The 16,547-nt window shown below is 67.4% G+C and carries 14 protein-coding genes; 4 read left to right on the forward strand and 10 right to left on the reverse strand.

Annotated elements, in window-relative coordinates; translation table 11 throughout:
- Nucleotides 1-18 precede the first annotated feature (18 nt).
- From def to C7C57_RS09430, 3 genes are all read right to left on the reverse strand, one after another.
- On the reverse strand, nt 19-510 hold the full coding sequence (gene def, locus C7C57_RS09420; protein ID WP_187976203.1) for a peptide deformylase: 492 nt from the start codon (nt 508-510) through the stop codon (nt 19-21).
- Nucleotides 507-3,440: an AAA family ATPase gene (locus C7C57_RS15975; protein WP_370581405.1), complete on the reverse strand. Its 2,934-nt coding sequence runs from the start codon at nt 3,438-3,440 to the stop codon at nt 507-509. The genes def and C7C57_RS15975 overlap by 4 nt, the downstream gene beginning before the upstream one ends.
- A gap of 76 nt (nt 3,441-3,516) precedes the next feature.
- Nucleotides 3,517-6,924, reverse strand: coding sequence for a pyruvate carboxylase (locus C7C57_RS09430; RefSeq protein WP_187976204.1), 3,408 nt, complete (start codon nt 6,922-6,924; stop codon nt 3,517-3,519).
- 85 nt (nt 6,925-7,009) lie between these two features.
- On the opposite strand from C7C57_RS09430, the gene C7C57_RS09435 reads away from it, so the two are divergent.
- Nucleotides 7,010-7,855, forward strand: coding sequence for a ParA family protein (locus C7C57_RS09435; protein WP_187976205.1), 846 nt, complete (start codon nt 7,010-7,012; stop codon nt 7,853-7,855).
- A 414-nt stretch (nt 7,856-8,269) separates the two neighbouring features.
- Here C7C57_RS09435 and C7C57_RS09440 read toward each other — a convergent pair whose 3' ends face one another.
- The 3 genes from C7C57_RS09440 to C7C57_RS09450 all read right to left on the reverse strand — a co-directional run bounded on the left by C7C57_RS09440 (nt 8,270) and on the right by C7C57_RS09450 (nt 10,261).
- Entirely contained in the window at nt 8,270-8,818 is a 549-nt protein-coding gene (locus C7C57_RS09440) for a MerR family transcriptional regulator (RefSeq protein WP_030143303.1), read from the reverse strand.
- Between the two features lie 251 nt (nt 8,819-9,069).
- Complete coding sequence (locus C7C57_RS09445; RefSeq protein ID WP_187978427.1) at nt 9,070-9,780, reverse strand: MerR family transcriptional regulator; 711 nt, start codon at nt 9,778-9,780, stop codon at nt 9,070-9,072.
- 4 nt (nt 9,781-9,784) lie between these two features.
- Nucleotides 9,785-10,261, reverse strand: a complete 477-nt coding sequence (locus C7C57_RS09450; protein ID WP_043321433.1) for an FHA domain-containing protein — start codon at nt 10,259-10,261, stop codon at nt 9,785-9,787.
- Between the two features lie 879 nt (nt 10,262-11,140).
- Between C7C57_RS09450 and C7C57_RS09455 the strand changes: the two genes are divergently transcribed.
- Both C7C57_RS09455 and C7C57_RS09460 read left to right on the forward strand, forming a co-directional pair.
- Entirely contained in the window at nt 11,141-11,344 is a 204-nt protein-coding gene (locus C7C57_RS09455) for a cold-shock protein (protein ID WP_030143300.1), read from the forward strand.
- Nucleotides 11,345-11,429: 85 nt separating this feature from the next.
- On the forward strand, nt 11,430-11,810 hold the full coding sequence (locus C7C57_RS09460) for an RNA-binding S4 domain-containing protein (protein WP_030143299.1): 381 nt from the start codon (nt 11,430-11,432) through the stop codon (nt 11,808-11,810).
- Between the two features lie 6 nt (nt 11,811-11,816).
- On the opposite strand, the gene C7C57_RS09465 is transcribed toward C7C57_RS09460, so the two are convergent.
- Nucleotides 11,817-12,440, reverse strand: coding sequence for a TetR/AcrR family transcriptional regulator (locus C7C57_RS09465; RefSeq protein ID WP_187976206.1), 624 nt, complete (start codon nt 12,438-12,440; stop codon nt 11,817-11,819).
- A gap of 71 nt (nt 12,441-12,511) precedes the next feature.
- Here C7C57_RS09465 and C7C57_RS09470 point away from each other — a divergent pair, with 71 nt between their 5' ends.
- The gene (locus C7C57_RS09470) at nt 12,512-12,868 is read left to right on the forward strand and encodes a hypothetical protein (RefSeq protein ID WP_030143297.1); all 357 of its coding nucleotides are present in this window, start codon (nt 12,512-12,514) and stop codon (nt 12,866-12,868) included.
- A 52-nt stretch (nt 12,869-12,920) separates the two neighbouring features.
- Here C7C57_RS09470 and C7C57_RS09475 read toward each other — a convergent pair whose 3' ends face one another.
- The 3 genes from C7C57_RS09475 to C7C57_RS09485 form a co-directional block, all read right to left on the reverse strand.
- On the reverse strand, nt 12,921-14,291 hold the full coding sequence (locus tag C7C57_RS09475) for a glycerate kinase (RefSeq protein WP_187976207.1): 1,371 nt from the start codon (nt 14,289-14,291) through the stop codon (nt 12,921-12,923).
- Between the two features lie 117 nt (nt 14,292-14,408).
- Nucleotides 14,409-15,314: a CoA ester lyase gene (locus C7C57_RS09480; RefSeq protein ID WP_051701539.1), complete on the reverse strand. Its 906-nt coding sequence runs from the start codon at nt 15,312-15,314 to the stop codon at nt 14,409-14,411.
- Nucleotides 15,315-15,688: 374 nt separating this feature from the next.
- Nucleotides 15,689-16,540, reverse strand: coding sequence for an inositol monophosphatase family protein (locus C7C57_RS09485; protein WP_187976208.1), 852 nt, complete (start codon nt 16,538-16,540; stop codon nt 15,689-15,691).
- Nucleotides 16,541-16,547: the final 7 nt, after the last annotated feature.

Below are 16,547 nucleotides of genomic sequence, written 5' to 3' on the forward strand. Positions count from 1 at the left end.
CGGGCGTTTTCGCGGGGGTTAGAACCAGGTGCTCTCGCGCACCTCACGCATTGCCTTACGACGGTTTTCCTTGCTCAGCCGGTCGAGGTAGAGCATGCCGTTGAGGTGGTCGGTCTCATGCTGCAGCGCCTGGGCGAGCAGTCCCTCACCGGAGATGGTGATCGGGTTGCCGTCCAGGTCGATGCCGGTGACGGTGGCGCGCTCGTAGCGGGGCGTAGGGAACCACAGGTCGGGCACCGAGAGGCAGCCCTCCCCTACCTCGGTCAGCTCGCCGGCCAGCTCGGTGATCTCGGGGTTGATGACATAGCCGATCACCCCGTCCACGTTGTAGCTGAACGCCCGCAGGTTCACACCGATCTGGGCGGCGGCCACCCCGGCGCGGCCGGGCAGCTTGACCGAGTCCACCAGGTCGCGGATCAGGCCGCGCACCCGCTCATCGATCTGGGTGATCGGGTCCGACACGGTCTTCAGGACGGGGTCGCCGAAGATGCGGATCTCGCGTTCGCTCACCGGTGGTTCTCCCGACCGCTGGGCAGGCCCTCCACCACGGCGGCGGCAAGCTGGCGGGCTGCCAGACGGGTTTCCGGGGCCAGGTTGGCAAAGTCGATCGCCGAACCGGCGGCCAGGCGCGGGTCGTAGGGCAGGTGCACCAGGGCGCGCACGCGGGAGGCGAAGTGTCGGTCGATCTCCTCGATCTTGACCAGTCGGCTGATCGGAGTGGGTGCGTTGACCACCACAATCGCGTTCCGCACGAGCTCCTCGTGTCCGTTGACCTCGAGCCAGCTCAGGGTTTCCGAGGCCAGCTTGGCGTCGTCCACGCTGCCACCGGTGACGATGATGATCGAGTCGGCCCGGCCCAGGGTCGCCTTCATGACCGAGTGGACGATTCCGGTGCCACAGTCGGTGAGGATCAGCGAGTAGTACTGGGCGGCCAGGTCGGCGACCACGTTGTAGTCTTCCTCGTTGAATGCCTCGGACAGGTGCGGGTCGGTGTCCGATGCCAGCACGTCCAGGCGGGTCTCGTCGCGGGCAACCAGGTCCGAGAATTCGTTGTAGCCCACGATGTTTTCGGCGTCTCGCACGACGTCACGCACGGTGTAGCGGCTCTGGTGCGCGATCCGCTCGGCCAGGGTTCCGCGGTCGGGGTTGGCATCCACGGCGATCACGCGGTCGCTGCGGGAATCGGCCAGAGCCATGCCCAGCAGGGCGGTCACGGTGGTCTTGCCCACGCCACCCTTGCGAGTCAGCACCGGCACAAAGCGGGCCTCGCCACCGAGGGAGCGACCAATCTTGGTGTCCAGGTCCTTGCGCTCACGCACGGCCTTGGCATCACCCACGTTGATCAGGTGACCGGAGGCGCTGTACAGCAGGTGCTGCCAGAAACCCTCGGGGGCCGGACGGCTGGAGGGGCGGGTCTCCAGCAGACGGTCGGCGGTCAGCAGCGCGGCCGACTCGGGGCCGGCAACCTTACCCTGCTGCTGAATGCCGCCGGGACGGGCGGCGGAGACCACGGCCGAAGACACGGGCACGGGGATCTCGCCGGTGGGACGCACGGTGCTCTGCTGCCCCGTCTTGGTGGTCACGGCGGTGGTGGTCTCGGCGCTGGCGGCGGCCTGCCCGGTGGTGGTCTCGGCGCTGGTCCGGTCTGACGGGTTGGTCATGTCCTGGCTTTCGTCGTTCTGCTCCGCGTCGGCGGAGGGGGCGTCGAGTGACTCGGCAATGCCGGGCTCACTCGGGGTGATGGGGTCCGAATCGGACTCTACGTCGGCGGATGCGTGGGGGTCCTCGGCAATGTCGGTTTCGGCCGCCGCGATGTCGCGGGCGGGCGAATCGATGTGCTCGTCGTCAACCTCCTCGTACTCGGCCTCGATCTCGGCGTCCTCGTCGTCGGCATCGGCCAGTTCGGCCGCGGCAGCCTGCTCGGCGGCACGCTCCTCGGCCAGGAGGCGCTCGAACTCGTCCTCCTCGGCGAGACGCTCTTCCTCGGCCACGCGGGCAGCTTCGGCTTCCGCAGCGAGACGCTCCTCTTCGGCAAGGCGAGCGGCTTCGGCTTGCTCAGCTACGCGAGCCTCTTCGGCCACGCGGGCTTCCTCGGCGAGACGCTCCTGCTCGGCAACGCGCTCCTCCTCAGCCACGCGCTCTTCCTCGGCAACACGGGCGGCTTCGGCCTCGGCAGCCACTCGTTCCTCTTCGGCGACACGGGCGGCTTCGGCTTCCGCAGCCAGACGCTCCTCCTCGGCCACACGCGCCGCTTCGACTTCCGCAGCCAGACGCTCTTCCTCGGCCACACGCGCCGCTTCGGCTTCCTCAGCAACACGCTCTTCCTCGGCCACGCGGGCGGCTTCGGCTGCCGCGGCCAGACGCTCCTGCTCGGCGATGCGCGCCTGCTCGGCCTCCTCGGCCAACCGGGCCTGCTCGGCAAGCCGCGCCTCTTCGGCCAGGCGCTCGCGCTCGGCCTTCTCGGCGGCGCGCTGCTCCTCCGCCAGGCGAGCGGCCTCGGCGGCCTGCTGCTTCTGCTCGGCGATCCGGGCGGCCTTGGCCTCCTTCGCTGCACGCTTCTGCTCGAGCTTGGCCTCCTTGGCCGCGCGCTTCTGCTCGGCGATGCGGGCCTGCTCGGCCTCGCGGGCCTGACGTTTTTCCTCCGCCAGGCGTGCAGCCTCGGCGGCCGCCACACGCTTTTCCTCGGCGAGGCGTTCCGCCTCGGCCTGGCGAGCCTCCTCGGCGAGACGAGCCTGTTCGGCCTCCTCGGCCAGGCGGGCCTCTTCGGCAACGCGAGCTTCCTCGGCGAGACGGGCTTCCTCGGCCGCACGCTCGGTCGCCGCCTGCTCGGCAATGCGACGTTCCTCGGCCTCACGCTCGGCTTCGGCCTCCTCGGCCAGACGTCGTTCCTCGGCTTCGTGTTCGGCCTGCGCCTCATCGGCCGCACGCTGCTCCTCGGCCAGGCGATCCGCCTCGGCCTGCTCGGCGGCACGTTCCGCCTCGGCGAGACGGGCAGTCTCGGCCTCATCGGCCGCGCGCTGTTCGGCTTCCAGGCGATCGGCCTCGTCCTGCTCGGCCCGACGTGCGGCCTCGGCCTCGTCATTCACCCGGGCTTCCTCGGCAACACGAGCGGCCTCGGCCTCATCGGCAACGCGCACCTCCTCGGCCTCGCGCTCGGCGGCAAGCTGCTCAGCCAGCGCAACCTCGGCGGCGGCCTCAGCTGCGTGCAGATCGTCTACCGAGAGCGGGCTCGGCCGTTCGGCGGTGTCGGCGTCAAATTCGCCGTCCACACTCACCAGGTCGTCTTCCAGGACGTCCTCATCAAAGTCATCATCGTCGGCGTACTGCGCAAGCGCGGCGCCCACGGGGATCGATACCGTGGCCGGTGCCGCAACGCTGAGCGTTACGGCACCGGGATCGAGTTCATCGATCGGGGGTAATTCAATTTCGTGCTCGTCCATGGCAGCGCCATTATCGGCCTGTGGTGCCATTGTCCTTCGCCTCCAGCTCTGGGAGCACGAACCGAATAGTTCGTGCCTAAGCGCTCGCGCCGATCACTGCGATCAGATCGCCGGCCTCTACCTGCTGGGTGCCGGAGATTGCGAGCCGCTCAATTTTGCCAGCGATCGAGGCCGTAATTGCGGCCTCCATCTTCATCGCTTCAATCGAGGCGACCGGGGTTCCGGCCTCCACAACATCACCAATCTGACCCTTAAGAGTAACAACTCCGGAGAACGGCGCCGCAACGTGGGCGGGATTGCCCGCGTCAGCCTTCTCGGCAACCACGGTTTCCACGGTGATCGAACGGTCCCGAACAAACACCGGACGCAGCTGTCCGTTGAGGATCGTCATGACCGTACGCACACCCTTGCTGTCGGGCGCACCGATGGCCTCCAGGCCCGCGTACAGACGCACACCCTTGGAGAACTCCACCACGTGCTCCCCGCCCGGCTCCAGGCCGTACAGGTAGTCCAGGGTGGCCAGGATCGACAGGTCGCCATACTGCTCACGGCTGCGCTCGTAGCTCGCGGTCGGCGCCGGGAAGAGCAGACGGTTCAGGGTCGAACGACGCTCCTCGGAGGTGCCATCCAGCAGTGCGGCGTCGGCTTCGGAAACCTCGGCGATCGAGATGTCAACGTTGCGTCCGGCCAGCACCTTGGTGCGGAAGGGCTCGGGCCAGCCACCGGGCAGGTCGCCCAGCTCGCCGGCCATGAAGCCCACCACGGAGTCCGGGATGTCGTACTTCTCGGGGTTTGCCTCGAAGTCCGCCGGGTCCGCCTTGACAGCCGCCAGGTGCAGGGCCAGGTCGCCCACCACCTTGGAGGACGGGGTCACCTTGGGCACGCGGCCCAGGATCCGGTTGGCCTCGGCGTAGAGGTCTTCGATCAGCTCGAAGTCATCGGCCAGGCCCAGCGCGATGGCCTGCTGACGCAGGTTGGAGAGCTGGCCACCCGGAATCTCGTGGCGGTATACACGACCGGTCGGGCCCGGCAGACCGGACTCGAAGGGCTTGTAGACGTGGCGCACGGCCTCCCAGTAGGGCTCGAGGTCGCTCACCGCGGCCAGCGAGATGCCCGCATCGCGCTCGGTGTGAGCGAGGGCGGCCACCAGGGCCGAGATCGAGGGCTGGCTGGTGGTGCCCGACATCGGGGCGCTGGCCACGTCCACGGCGTCCGCGCCGGCCTGCGAGGCCGCCAGCAGGGTCGCCAGCTGGCCGCCGGCGGTGTCGTGGGTGTGGACAACCACCGGGACGTCGAAACGCTCCCGCAGGGCGCTTACGAGCTTGGTCGCGGCGGCCGGACGCAGCAGGCCCGCCATGTCCTTGATCGCGAGCTGGTGGGCACCGGCATCCACGATCTGCTGGGCCAGGTTGAGGTAGTAGTCGAGGGTGTAGAGATCCTCGTTCGGGTCCAGTAGGTCGCCGGTGTAGCACAGGGCAACCTGGGCCACGGCGGTCTTGGTGGCCAGGACCGCGTCGATGGCCGGACGCATCTGCTCAACATCGTTCAGCGCGTCGAAGATGCGGAAGATATCCACACCGCTCTCGGCGGCCTCACGCACGAAGGCGTCGGTGACCGAGGTGGGGTACGGGGTGTAGCCCACGGTGTTCCGGCCGCGCAGCAGCATCTGGATCGCCACGTTCGGCAGCGCCTCACGCAGCTTGACCAGACGCTCCCAGGGGTCCTCGCCGAGGAAGCGCAGCGCGACGTCGTAGGTCGCGCCGCCCCAGGCCTCAACCGAGACCAGCTGCGGGGTCATCCGGGCCACATACGGGGCCACGGCGACCAGGTCGCGGGTACGCACGCGGGTCGCCAGCAGCGACTGGTGAGCATCACGGAAGGTCGTGTCGGTCACCCCCAGTGCCGTCTGCGCGCGCAGCTCGGCGGAGAAGGCCACCGGGCCCACCTCGAGCAGGCGCTGACGCGATCCGGCCGGGGCGGGGATGGTCAGATCCAGCGCCGGCAGCTTCTCGGCCGGGTCGATGGTGTTCGGACGCGGACCGTAGGGCTGGTTGACGGTGACATCGGCCAGCCAGTTGAGGATCTTGGTTCCGCGGTCCTTGGACACGCGACCCGCGAGCAGCTGCGGACGCTCGTCGATGAACGAGGTGCTCAGGTCACCCACCTCGAACGACGGATCATCCAGCACGGCCTGCAGGAACGGAATGTTGGTAGAGACACCACGGATCCGGAACTCGGCCAGGGCGCGACGGGCACGGATCACCGCGGCACCAAAGTCGCGGCCGCGGCAGGTGAGCTTGGCCAGCATCGAGTCGAAGTGGGGGCTGATCTGCGCGCCGGGGTTGATGGTTCCACCATCCAGGCGGATACCGCCACCACCCGGGGAGCGGTAGGTCGTGATCTTGCCGGTGTCGGGACGGAAGCCCTGGGTGGGGTCCTCGGTGGTGATGCGGCACTGCAGGGCGGCACCACGGATCACCAGGGTGTCCTGGTCGAGACCCAGGTCGCTCAGGGTCTCCCCCGAGGCGATCCGCATCTGCGACTGAACGAGGTCCACATCGGTGATTTCCTCGGTGACCGTGTGCTCCACCTGAATTCGCGGGTTCATCTCGATGAACACGTGCTGACCCGCGCGCGCCCCGGCGGTGTCCACCAGGAACTCGACGGTGCCGGCGTTGGCATAGTTGATCGACTTGGCGAAAGCCACCGCGTCGCGGTAGAGGGCCTGACGCAGCTCCTCGGAGATGTTGGGGGCCGGGGCGATCTCGACAACCTTCTGGTTGCGTCGCTGCACCGAGCAGTCGCGCTCGAACAGGTGCATCACGTTGCCCTGCTCGTCGGCGAGGATCTGCACCTCGATGTGACGGGGGCGCAGCACCGCCTGCTCGAGGAACATGGTGGGGTCACCGAACGCGCTGTCGGCCTCGTGCATGGCCTCTTCCAGGGCCGGACGCAGCTCGGCCAGGGTCTCCACGCGGCGCATGCCTCGTCCGCCACCACCGGCGACGGCCTTGGCGAACAGCGGGAAGCCCACACCCTCGGCACCGGCCAGCAGCTCCTCGATGTCCCGCGAGGCGGGGGTCGACACCAGAACCGGAACGCCCGCGGCAATCGCGTGCTCCTTGGCGGTCACCTTGTTACCGGCCATCTCCAGCACATTGTTGGCCGGACCGATGAACTTGATGCCGTGGGCGGCTGCCTGGGCGGCCAGCTCGGGGTTTTCGGACAGGAAGCCATAACCCGGGTAAATTGCATCGGCGCCGCTCTCCAGGGCGACCCGAATAATCTCCGACACGTTCAGATAGGCGCGTACCGGGTGACCCTTCTCACCAATCTGGTACGCCTCATCGGCCTTCAAACGGTGCATCGAGTTGCGATCCTCATACGGGAAGACGGCAACGGTCTTGGCACCCAGCTCATATGCGGCGCGGAAGGCGCGAATCGCGATCTCTCCGCGGTTTGCCACGAGAATTTTCTGGAACATGTAACCCTTTCTGGCAGCGGGGCCTACCTGATCTTTCAGGCGAGTTTTAGGTGTAGACAGCTTAGTGAAGGTAATATCTAGTTTTGTGCATGTACTTAGCGTTTCTAGCCTCAAGGGCGGCGTCGGGAAAACTACGGTTAGTCTCGGCCTCGCTTCCGCCGCCTTCGCTAAGGGCGTTAGGACCCTGGTGGTTGATCTCGACCCCCAGTCCGACGTCTCGACGGGGATGGACATCGCGGTGGCCGGTCGACTCAATGTAGCGGATGTTTTGGCGTCCCCCAAAGAGAAGACCGTCCGTCAGGCGATCGCGCCCTCAGGTTGGACAAAAACCCACCCAGGAACCCTTGACGTGATGATCGGCAGCCCGTCGGCCATCAACTTCGACGGTCCGCACCCCTCGATCCGGGATATCTGGAAGCTCGAGGAGGCGCTGGCCTACGTCGAAGACGATTACGACCTCGTGATCATCGACTGCGCCCCGTCGCTTAACGCCCTGACCCGTACGGCCTGGGCGGCCAGCGACCGCGTGTGCGTGGTGACCGAGCCCGGTCTGTTCTCGGTCGCCGCCGCCGACCGTGCGCTGCGGGCGATCGAGGAGATCCGCCGCGGACTCAGCCCGCGGCTGCAGCCGCTGGGCATCATCGTCAACCGCGTTCGCTCGCAGTCGATGGAGCACCAGTTCCGCATCAAGGAGCTGCGGGACATGTTTGGCCCCCTGGTGCTGAGCCCCCAGCTGCCCGAGCGCACCTCGCTGCAGCAGGCCCAGGGCGCGGCCAAGCCGCTCCACATCTGGCCCGGCGACTCGGCCCAGGAGATGGCCAAGCACTTCGACCAGCTGCTCGAGCGTGTGCTGCGCACCGGCCGGGTGGGCGAATACGCCGAGCCCGACCAGCCCTCGACCAGCCGCGCCGCCGCGATCCAGGCGGACTAACCGGACACACCCGTCAATGCGGGCTCGGACCCTCGGGTCCGGGCCCGCGTTTTGTTGTGCGGAGGCCCCGCCGTACCCGGCCGGCGGCACCCCGGCGACGCAGTATCCCGTTGTTTTCGGCATGTTCCCCGCGCCTTAGCGGGTCCGCCGGTACGGATGGAGGCGGCGTCGCGGAACTCAAAACATTCATTTTGCCCCTTTTCGGGGTGCAATTCGCGCAAACGTGCAGGCCGCTCGGGCGTCGCGACACGCCGAGGAATCGACCGTGTCGGGAAAAGTTCAGAGACTGGTCAGCTCACTCTCAGCACCGAAAGAGGACCTCGTGGGCACGCCCCTGCTCCCGCGGACCGAGCACCATCCGGACAGACAAAACGAGCCAGGGATATCCCTGGCTCGAGGAGGAGTCGCGGCCCCCTAGGAAACGGACCGTCCGCGGCGGCGGGCCGCGAGCTCATCCGAGGGCTCATGCTGCTGACGATCAAACTCCACCAGGGTGGACTCAACCTCGCGCAGCACCTTCCCCACAGCGATGCCAAACACGCCCTGGCCACGGCTCACCAGGTCGATAACCTCGTCGTTGGAGGTACAGAGATAAACCGAGGCACCATCGCTCATCAGCGTGGTCTGGGCGAGGTCGTGGACCCCGGCCTCGCGCAGCTGCTCGACCGCCGTGCGGATCTGCTGGAGCGAGATTCCGGTGTCCAGCAGGCGCTTGACGAGCTTGAGTACCAGGATGTCGCGAAACCCGTAGAGACGCTGCGTCCCCGAGCCCGCGGCCCCACGAATGGTGGGCTCTACCAGGCCGGTACGCGCCCAGTAGTCGAGCTGACGATAGGTGATCCCCGCAGCGCGAGCGGCGACGTTACCCCGGTAACCGGCGTCGGCATCAAGCTCGGGAAGTCCATCCGTAAACAGCGGATCAAGGTCGTAGCGCGGGCCTGTGCCCGAACCCGGTTCGTTCATGTGCCCGCTCCCTTCTGCAGTCTTCGGCGGGTGATATAACCCACGCTACCGGCAGCCGCGGACTTCTCGGCTTAGGCCCCCCAAAAAGGTGCGGCGTGTCGAGCCAAATCGGCCGATCCGTAATGCTTCCGTGACCTTGAGACCCCGCCGGGCGGCGTGTCGTCGCCGGGGAAAATCAGTCTAACCCCGGGCCGCGCATTGGGCCAGGGCACGGCACACCGAATGCCGTAGTGACCCAGGCGGTGCTGAGCCTAGGGGCGCAGGCGGTCCAGGGCCGCGCGCAGCAGCACCGTACGAACCCGATCAAAACCCTCGCCGATCTCGGCGGCCTGCTCGAGCGAGCGGGCGCGGCTGGCGGCATCGGGACGCGCCGCCAGGGAGGATACCGAGCGCTCGATCAGCCCCACCTCGCGCTCGATCTGCGCATGGAATCCGCGCAGGTGACGCGGCTCAATGCCGCGACGGGACAGCGCAACCAGGGTCGAGAGCATCGTGACCGCATCCTCGGCGTAGCTCTCCCCCGCCGGGATCAGACCGGCACTCACGGCCTCGGTCAGCAGCGAGGCCGGCGCACCCGTGGTCGACAGCAGCGACTCCCGGGTAAGGCGGCGCGCGCCCTGCAGCATCGAGGAAGACCCGCCGGGCAACACCGGAGTGATGCCGTTATCCATATCCGCCAGATAACCCCGAATCACCTTCAGCGGAAGGTAGTGATCACGCTGAAGCGAGAGGATCAGGCGCAGACGCTCCACATCCTCGGCGGAAAACTTTCGATAGCCCGACCGGGTGCGCTGAGGCGAAACCAGGCCCTGCTCCTCGAGGAAGCGCAGCTTGGAGTTGCTCAGATCGGGGAAGTCACCCGAGAGACGGGCGAGAACCTGGCCGATACTGAGCAGACCGGTCACGCGTCCCAAATCCTGGGACGCGTGACCGGTCTGTGAACGAGCGGGTTGTACCGACACGTTGTTAGGCGTCACCCGGGACGTGCTGGTCGGCACGCAGGTCGTGGCGCGACGGGTAGAAGGTGAGGCGGAACTTGCCCACCTGCACCTCGGCACCGTCGTACAGCTCGACGCTCTCGATCCGCTCGCCGGCATGGTAGGTGCCGTTGAGGGAGTTGAGGTCGCGCAGCTCAAAACCATTGGGGGTGCGCACAAATTCGGCATGACGACGCGACACGGTCACATCGTCAAGGAAGATGCTGGCGTTGGGGTGGCGCCCGACGGTGGAGAGATCCGAATCGAGCAGGAACCGGGCACCCGTATTGGGTCCGCGACGCACGATCAGCAGCGCCGAGCCCGGAGGCAGGGCGTTGATGGCCGACTGCTCAGCCTCGGAAATCTCGCGATCAATGGGCGCAACCGTGGTGCCGAGATCCTGGCTGTAAGCAGCCGTAGCATCGACAGCGGGTTCTCCCGCGTCACCTGTTGCGGGACGGCGCACAAACGACTGTGTGTGCGGGTTCTTATCTTCGTGGATTGACACCGTGTACCTCCTTTTTCCAGCCTATCGGATTGAACGTGCCCTGGGGAGTGCAACGCACGGTCCTCTTTATAGAAGTCATTTTGGGTCGGTTTTCCGAACGTCGAATATAAAAACCGCCACCAAATACCCCCAACCCGCGGGACATATTCACGGTAATTCGCGGGACAACCCGCCACTTTCGCACGAAATCGGTGTGTTTCTTTTGATTCTGCGCTACTGTGAACGAAGCAAGCTCAGTGTGTCTGAGCGGTTCGCCTCGATGTGCATCGAGGAGGAAGTCCCCCGCTGACACACTCCGCACCAACACAGGGCACCCCCAGAAAGCACGCGGGGGTACCTCGGAAATTAGATGTCACGCATTACCACGCAGACCCGGGCCACGGCGGCCCTGGTGTCTTGGCCGAGCCGGCCGACCCGCATTGCGGGTGCCACGGCGCTGTATTCAGCACCGGGTATTCAGCGGCGTGCATCAGACATGTCGACCCCGTCCATGTCCCTCGCCTCACGCCCCGGCGTGTTGGCCTCCTCCCCCACCGAGGTCTCGGCGCCGTTCTCGCGCCGCCTCGCCGCCGGGCAGGAATCCTCAGATCTTCGCGTTGACCGGACTTCGGTTACGCGTTCATACTCGTTCACACGAGCCCCGAAGGGTTTTGGTTTCGGCCAAAACCTGTCAGGATCCTCGATGAACGTTGTCGCACCGTTGTTGTATTGCACAGGTTTTGGGGCAGTCAGGTCTTCTTCGCAAGACATGATCGCTTTTCTTCAGGAGCTAGCACAGAACACCGCGACGAACCGGTTCGAAACTCGTACCGGGTCACCTAAAGAAAAGAGATAATCATGGCAACTGGAACCGTGAAGTGGTTCAACGCTGAAAAGGGCTTCGGCTTCATCACCCCGGACGACGGTTCGGCTGATGTTTTCGCGCACTACTCGGCAATCGCATCGAGCGGCTTCCGCTCGCTCGACGAGAACCAGCGTGTTGAGTTCGACACCGTTGAGGGCCCCAAGGGTCTGCAGGCTGAGAACATCCGCGGCGTCTAATACCGCAACCCCGAAACCCCCGTCGTCCCTTCGGATGGCGGGGGTTTCGTCTTGCCCGGGTCGCACACGACGATAAGCTGAGGGCATGAACACGGAAGGCTCGGTACGCCTGGACAGCTGGCTCTGGGCCGTACGACGCTATAAGACCCGCTCCCAGGCAACCACGGCATGCCGTGCCGGACACGTGCGGGTCAACGGTGACACGGTCAAGGCGTCCACCCAGGTTAAGCTCGGCGACGAGGTGCGGGTGCGCGTTGCCGGGTTCGATTCGATCCTCGAGGTTACCGGCCTGATTACCAAGCGGGTGGGTGCCCCCGCCGCGGCCCTGGCGGCCAAGGACAACACCCCGCCGCGGCCCTCAAAGCTGGAAACGGCCGCGCCCATTCTGCGCGACCGCGGAGCGGGGCGTCCCACCAAGCGGGAGCGTCGCGCGCTGGATGAGCTGCGCGGCTTCGAACGGGACTAGCGCGGGCTAGTGTGCGGCGGCGAGGGTGCCGCCGACGGCGGTGTCGATGCCGGCTGCCGGGGTCAGCCCCGAGTGCACCAGCGAGATCGTGGCGCGCGCGACGCGCACGTAGTCGTCCCCGCGGGCGATGCGGCGCGAGCCGGCCTCGACCAGGCCCTGAATCAGTTCCACCATCAGGCTGGGGTTTTCCACGCCCATCTGATCCACGGCGTCGCGCAGCGGCGACATCAGCGCCACGTGCAGCTCGATGACCTCGCGACGGTGGTAGTCCGGCAGCCGGGTTCCACCCAGCGCATCGGCCACATCGTGCTTGCCCTCGGCGACCAGGCGCAGGCTGGTGAAGATATAGCCGTCCAGGCGCTCGGAGGCGGTGGCCGAACCGGCCAGGGCTCGTTCGATCTCCCCGGTCCACTCGGCGAAGGATCCGAGGGCGATTTCTGCCAGCAGATCGGTTGCCGAGTTGAAGTACTCGTACACGCTGGAGCGAGCCAGTCCGATCCGCTTACCCACCCGGGCAAGCGTGACGGCGTCGACACCGGACTCCAGGAGCTCCTCGGTGGCGGCCTGGATCAGCTCATCCCGACGACGCGAGCGGTGCTCGGCTACGGTGGGCGCGGTGATACGTGGCATGACTCAAGTATCTCCCACCATCCTCCAAAAGGTGTAATGATTCCGACAATCTGTCGGATAGGGTTTTAACCATGGAGATCCTGAGAAACGTTCTGCTCATCCTTCACTTTGTGGGTCTGGCCGCCATTCTGGGCGGGGCAATGACCCAGATCAAGGCCATTAAGACCGGCACCGCACGCCTGGTTCCCGGCATCCTGCACGGGTCGTGGTTGCAGCTGGTCAGCGGCCTGGGACTGGTCGCCCTGGCGGAAATGAACGCCGACGTGACGGTTGACCACATGAAGGTGGGCATCAAGCTGCTGATCCTGGTGGCGATCCTGGTGATCGCCCTGATCAACAAGAAGAAGGAGCCGCTGGCCGGTTGGGTGATTCCCACCGTGGCCGGGCTGACCGTGGTGAACATCATCGTGGCGGTTGTGGTTCGCTAGTCCCCCCTCCCTCTTTTCCCCGCCGGGCATCCCGCCCGGCGGGGTTTTCTGTTTAGAGCGTGGGGATCGCGTCCCAGATATCCGCGGCGAGACGCTCCAGCAGTGGGCCCGCCTCGGCCATGCTGCGCGCGGGATCGGGCTCAATCGCGGCGAGGGCAAACACGCGACCCAGGCGGGCGTCCCGTGCTTGCGCCGGGGTGAGTTCCGAGCGCCCGCACACGGCCAGCACCGGCACACCCACTCGATGGGCTGCCTCGGCTACCCCCACCGGAACCTTGCCGCCGAGGCTCTGAGCGTCCAGGCTGCCCTCGCCGGTGATGACCAGGTCGGCGCCCCGGATGAGCCGGTCCACACCGGTGAGTTCGCGCACCACGTCGATGCCGGGACGCCGCTCGGCGCGCAGGATCCCCAGCGCCGCAAACCCCACCCCACCCGCGGCACCGGCCCCGGGAGAACTTGCGGCACCCCACACCGCATCGGCCACGGCACCCGCACCCGGAAAACTCGCGGCACCCCACACCGCATCGGCCACGACACCCGCACCCGGAGAACTCGCGGCATGCTGGACCAGGTCGGACTCCGGGGCCGATGCCGCGGCGAGTACCGCCACCAGGCGAGCCAGGGCGGCGTCCAGGCGCGCGCGAAGGTTCTCGTCGGCACCCTTCTGAGCTCCAAAAACCCGGGCCGCCCCGCGCGGGCCGCACAGCGGGTTGTCCACGTCGGAGGCGAGAATGAACTCGGTGGCGAGGATTCGCGGGTCGAGGGTCGAGAGGTCCGCCGTCGCGAGGCTTTCCAGCCCCAGGCCCCCGGGTGGGATCGGGTCCCCGGAGTGATCCAGCAGGCGCACTCCCAGGGCCGCGAGGAGACCGGCACCACCGTCGGTGGTGGCGCTGCCGCCCACGGCGAGGATGATTCGGGTGGCCCCACGGTCCAGGGCCGCGCGGATCAGCTCGCCGGTGCCCACCGTGGTAGCCGCGCCGGGATCCCGACGATCCGGCGGCACCAGGTCGAGTCCGGAGGCTGCGGCCAGCTCGACCAGCGCGGTGCGAGACTCGGGGGGTGGGTCCGCGGGTGTCGCTGTAGCTGCGGTTTCGGTTTCCTGGGTGGCGGTTGCCAGGTCGATTGCCGCCGCGCCGGAGGCATCGGATCCGGGTGTGGCGTCGACGGGTGGGAACAGTGCGAATGATGCCGAGACCGGGGTACCGTGTGGCCCGACTACGCGCACCGGGATCTCGGTCGCGCCCGCTTCCAGTGCGGCGCGCAGCGTGCCCTCCCCGCCGTCGGCCAGGGGCACGATGTCGATGATCGGTTCCGAAACTCCCGCGGCGTGGGCGGCCGCGCGCAGGCCGCGCGCCAGATGGGTACCCACGGCGCGGGCGTCGAGGGAGTGTTTGAACTTATCGGTCGCAATGACGATGCGCATGGGTCCGCCTTCGTTGGCCAGCCTGGGGTGGAACCAGCCTAGCGGGCGCTCCGGATCCACGGCACAGACACGAATGCCCGACCCCGCGAAGGCGGAGCCGGGCATCGTCGAAGCGGTCTAGTCGGCGTCGAAGGGGCGCACGTTGAACGCGGCCGCCAGCGCCATGATCTTGCGGGCGCGGCCGAGGCGCGGCAGGTCCGATCCGTCGCGGACGATCTCGCCGCGGGCGGTGAAGTCCAGCAGGAAGGTGTTGGCCCAGCTCACGTCGGTGCGGGTCGGGCTGATGACCTCGTTCACCACCGGGGTCTGATCCGCGCTCAGGCACAGCTTGCCGGTCATGCCCATCATCACGGTGATGCCCGACTGCTCGCGCAGGATCGGGTGGCTCTCGCCCACGGTCGGTCCATCGATCGGACCGGGCAGGCCGGCCGCGCGGCTGGCAACCACCAGACGGGCGCGCGGGTAGGCCATCGCCTCACGGTCGGCGCTCATGCCGGTGTCGCGACGGAAGTCGCCGGAGCCAAACGCCAGGCGGAAGGCACCGGGCGCACGGGCGATCCGGCCGGCATCCTCGATCCCCAGGGCCGACTCAACCAGGGCAACCACGGGACGCTGCCCGCCGAGGATCTGGTGGGTCGCGGTGACCTGCTCGGGATCCTCGGTCTTGGCCAGCATGACCCCCAGCAGGCCGGGCGCGTGACGCAGGGCCTCCAGGTCGTCCCGCCAGAACTCGGTGGTGTAGTCGTTGATCCGCACCCAGGCGCTGTTGCCCTCGGTGTGCAGCCATCGGGCGACGTCCTCGCGCGCCTGCGGCTTGCGGCTCGGGTCCACGGCGTCCTCGATGTCCAGGATGACCGCGTCGGCCGAGGAGCGCACGCCCTGCTCGATCAGGTCGGGCTGAGTGGCGTTGACCAGCAGCCAGGAGCGGGCGAGGTCCGCGGGTACCGCGGTACGACGCCGAGTCGAGGGAAGATCGATGGTATTCGTGGTCAGCGGTTCACTCAATTTTGTACTCTTTCCCATTCCCCAGCCGCGGAATGTGTTCACCGGAGGCACGCATGCCCGGGTACTCTCGTCCATTCACGGGTCGCGACGTCGCGAGCGGCACCACGGGGCGGGCCAGCGTCCATCGTAACCCGACCCCGCCACGTACACGCCGAGGGGTGCGAAACTCCGCGATGACCACGCGGTTTATCCCCGGTCGCGACAGACACGGAGCGGAAACTTTTGTTGCCGGGATGGATACCCGCACACCCAAAATCCGCGGGATTTCGGGGATGTCCGCCGCGACCCACACGGGCCACCGCGCCAAACCGTCGGTTTGCCGAAAATCGCCCGCGTCTGGTGGGGCAGACATAAACCCGGGCACCGGATGTGGCGAGACACGCGAAACCGGTCTAGACGAGGGAACGCAGGGTGGCCACGATGCCCGCGCCCCCGGCGAGCAGCAGTTCGGCATCGGGGCGGTCCCCGGTTTCTCCCACGAGGACACCCCCGGCCTCGGTGACGATCAGCGCACCGGCGGCCCAGTCCCAGGGCGCGAGACCGCGCTCGACATAGGCGGCCACGTGCCCCGCGGCGACCGCGCACAGGTCGGCGGCGGCCGATCCCCCGATCCGGAGATCCCGCACCCGCGGGGTGAGAGCCTCCAGGGTCGCCGCCTGTCGGCGTCGAATGGCCGGGTCATACGCCAGTCCGGTGGCAATAATCGCCGCGTTCAGGTCGGCACCGTCCAACACCGAGATGGCCCGTCCCTGGGCGGTGGCACCGCCGCCGGCGTGGGCCGAGAACAGTTCCGTCGCGGTGTTGCCCAGGCACAGCGCGATCGCGCCGGCATAGGCGCTCCAGCTCGCCGGGTAGCCCGGAGCACTAACCGCGGCCACCGACACCGCGAAGGGTCCGGCACCGGTGACAAAGTTGGTGGTCCCATCGATCGGATCGACCACCCAGACGATGCCGCTGGTCCCGGCGATCTGCGCGGTACCCTCCTCGCCGAGGAAACCGTCTGCCGGACGGGCAGTCAGCAGGATGTCGCGCAGCAGGTGTTCGGCCTCGCGATCCACCTCGGTCACCACGTCAATCGCCGAGGACTTGGTATCCACGGCGCCGATGCCCGTGCGCCGACGCTCGAGAATAAGCTCGCGGACCCGCAGCGCGGCGGATTCGGCGAGCGCGCGCAGGGCCGCGGGGTCGGCGTGCTCGGCGGGGGCGGAGACGGAGGCTGGGGCTGATGCGGAAGTGGCGGTCATGGACGCG

Origin of the sequence: Mycetocola sp. JXN-3, assembly GCF_014522285.1 — a bacterium.
Classification (GTDB): domain Bacteria; phylum Actinomycetota; class Actinomycetes; order Actinomycetales; family Microbacteriaceae; genus Mycetocola; species Mycetocola saprophilus.

Excerpts from the sequence above, each read along its gene's own strand:
- C7C57_RS09460 (WP_030143299.1), top strand. The coding sequence starts at position 11,430 with ATGAACACGGAAGGCTCGGTACGCCTGGACAGCTGGCTCTGGGCCGTA.
- C7C57_RS15975 (WP_370581405.1), bottom strand. The coding sequence starts at position 3,440 with ATGGACGAGCACGAAATTGAATTACCCCCGATCGATGAACTCGATCCC.
- C7C57_RS09480 (WP_051701539.1), bottom strand. The coding sequence starts at position 15,314 with ATGGGAAAGAGTACAAAATTGAGTGAACCGCTGACCACGAATACCATC.
- C7C57_RS09475 (WP_187976207.1), bottom strand. The coding sequence starts at position 14,291 with ATGCGCATCGTCATTGCGACCGATAAGTTCAAACACTCCCTCGACGCC.
- C7C57_RS09455 (WP_030143300.1), top strand. The coding sequence starts at position 11,141 with ATGGCAACTGGAACCGTGAAGTGGTTCAACGCTGAAAAGGGCTTCGGC.
- C7C57_RS09430 (WP_187976204.1), bottom strand. The coding sequence starts at position 6,924 with ATGTTCCAGAAAATTCTCGTGGCAAACCGCGGAGAGATCGCGATTCGC.
- C7C57_RS09465 (WP_187976206.1), bottom strand. The coding sequence starts at position 12,440 with ATGCCACGTATCACCGCGCCCACCGTAGCCGAGCACCGCTCGCGTCGT.
- C7C57_RS09440 (WP_030143303.1), bottom strand. The coding sequence starts at position 8,818 with ATGAACGAACCGGGTTCGGGCACAGGCCCGCGCTACGACCTTGATCCG.
- C7C57_RS09485 (WP_187976208.1), bottom strand. The coding sequence starts at position 16,540 with ATGACCGCCACTTCCGCATCAGCCCCAGCCTCCGTCTCCGCCCCCGCC.
- C7C57_RS09470 (WP_030143297.1), top strand. The coding sequence starts at position 12,512 with ATGGAGATCCTGAGAAACGTTCTGCTCATCCTTCACTTTGTGGGTCTG.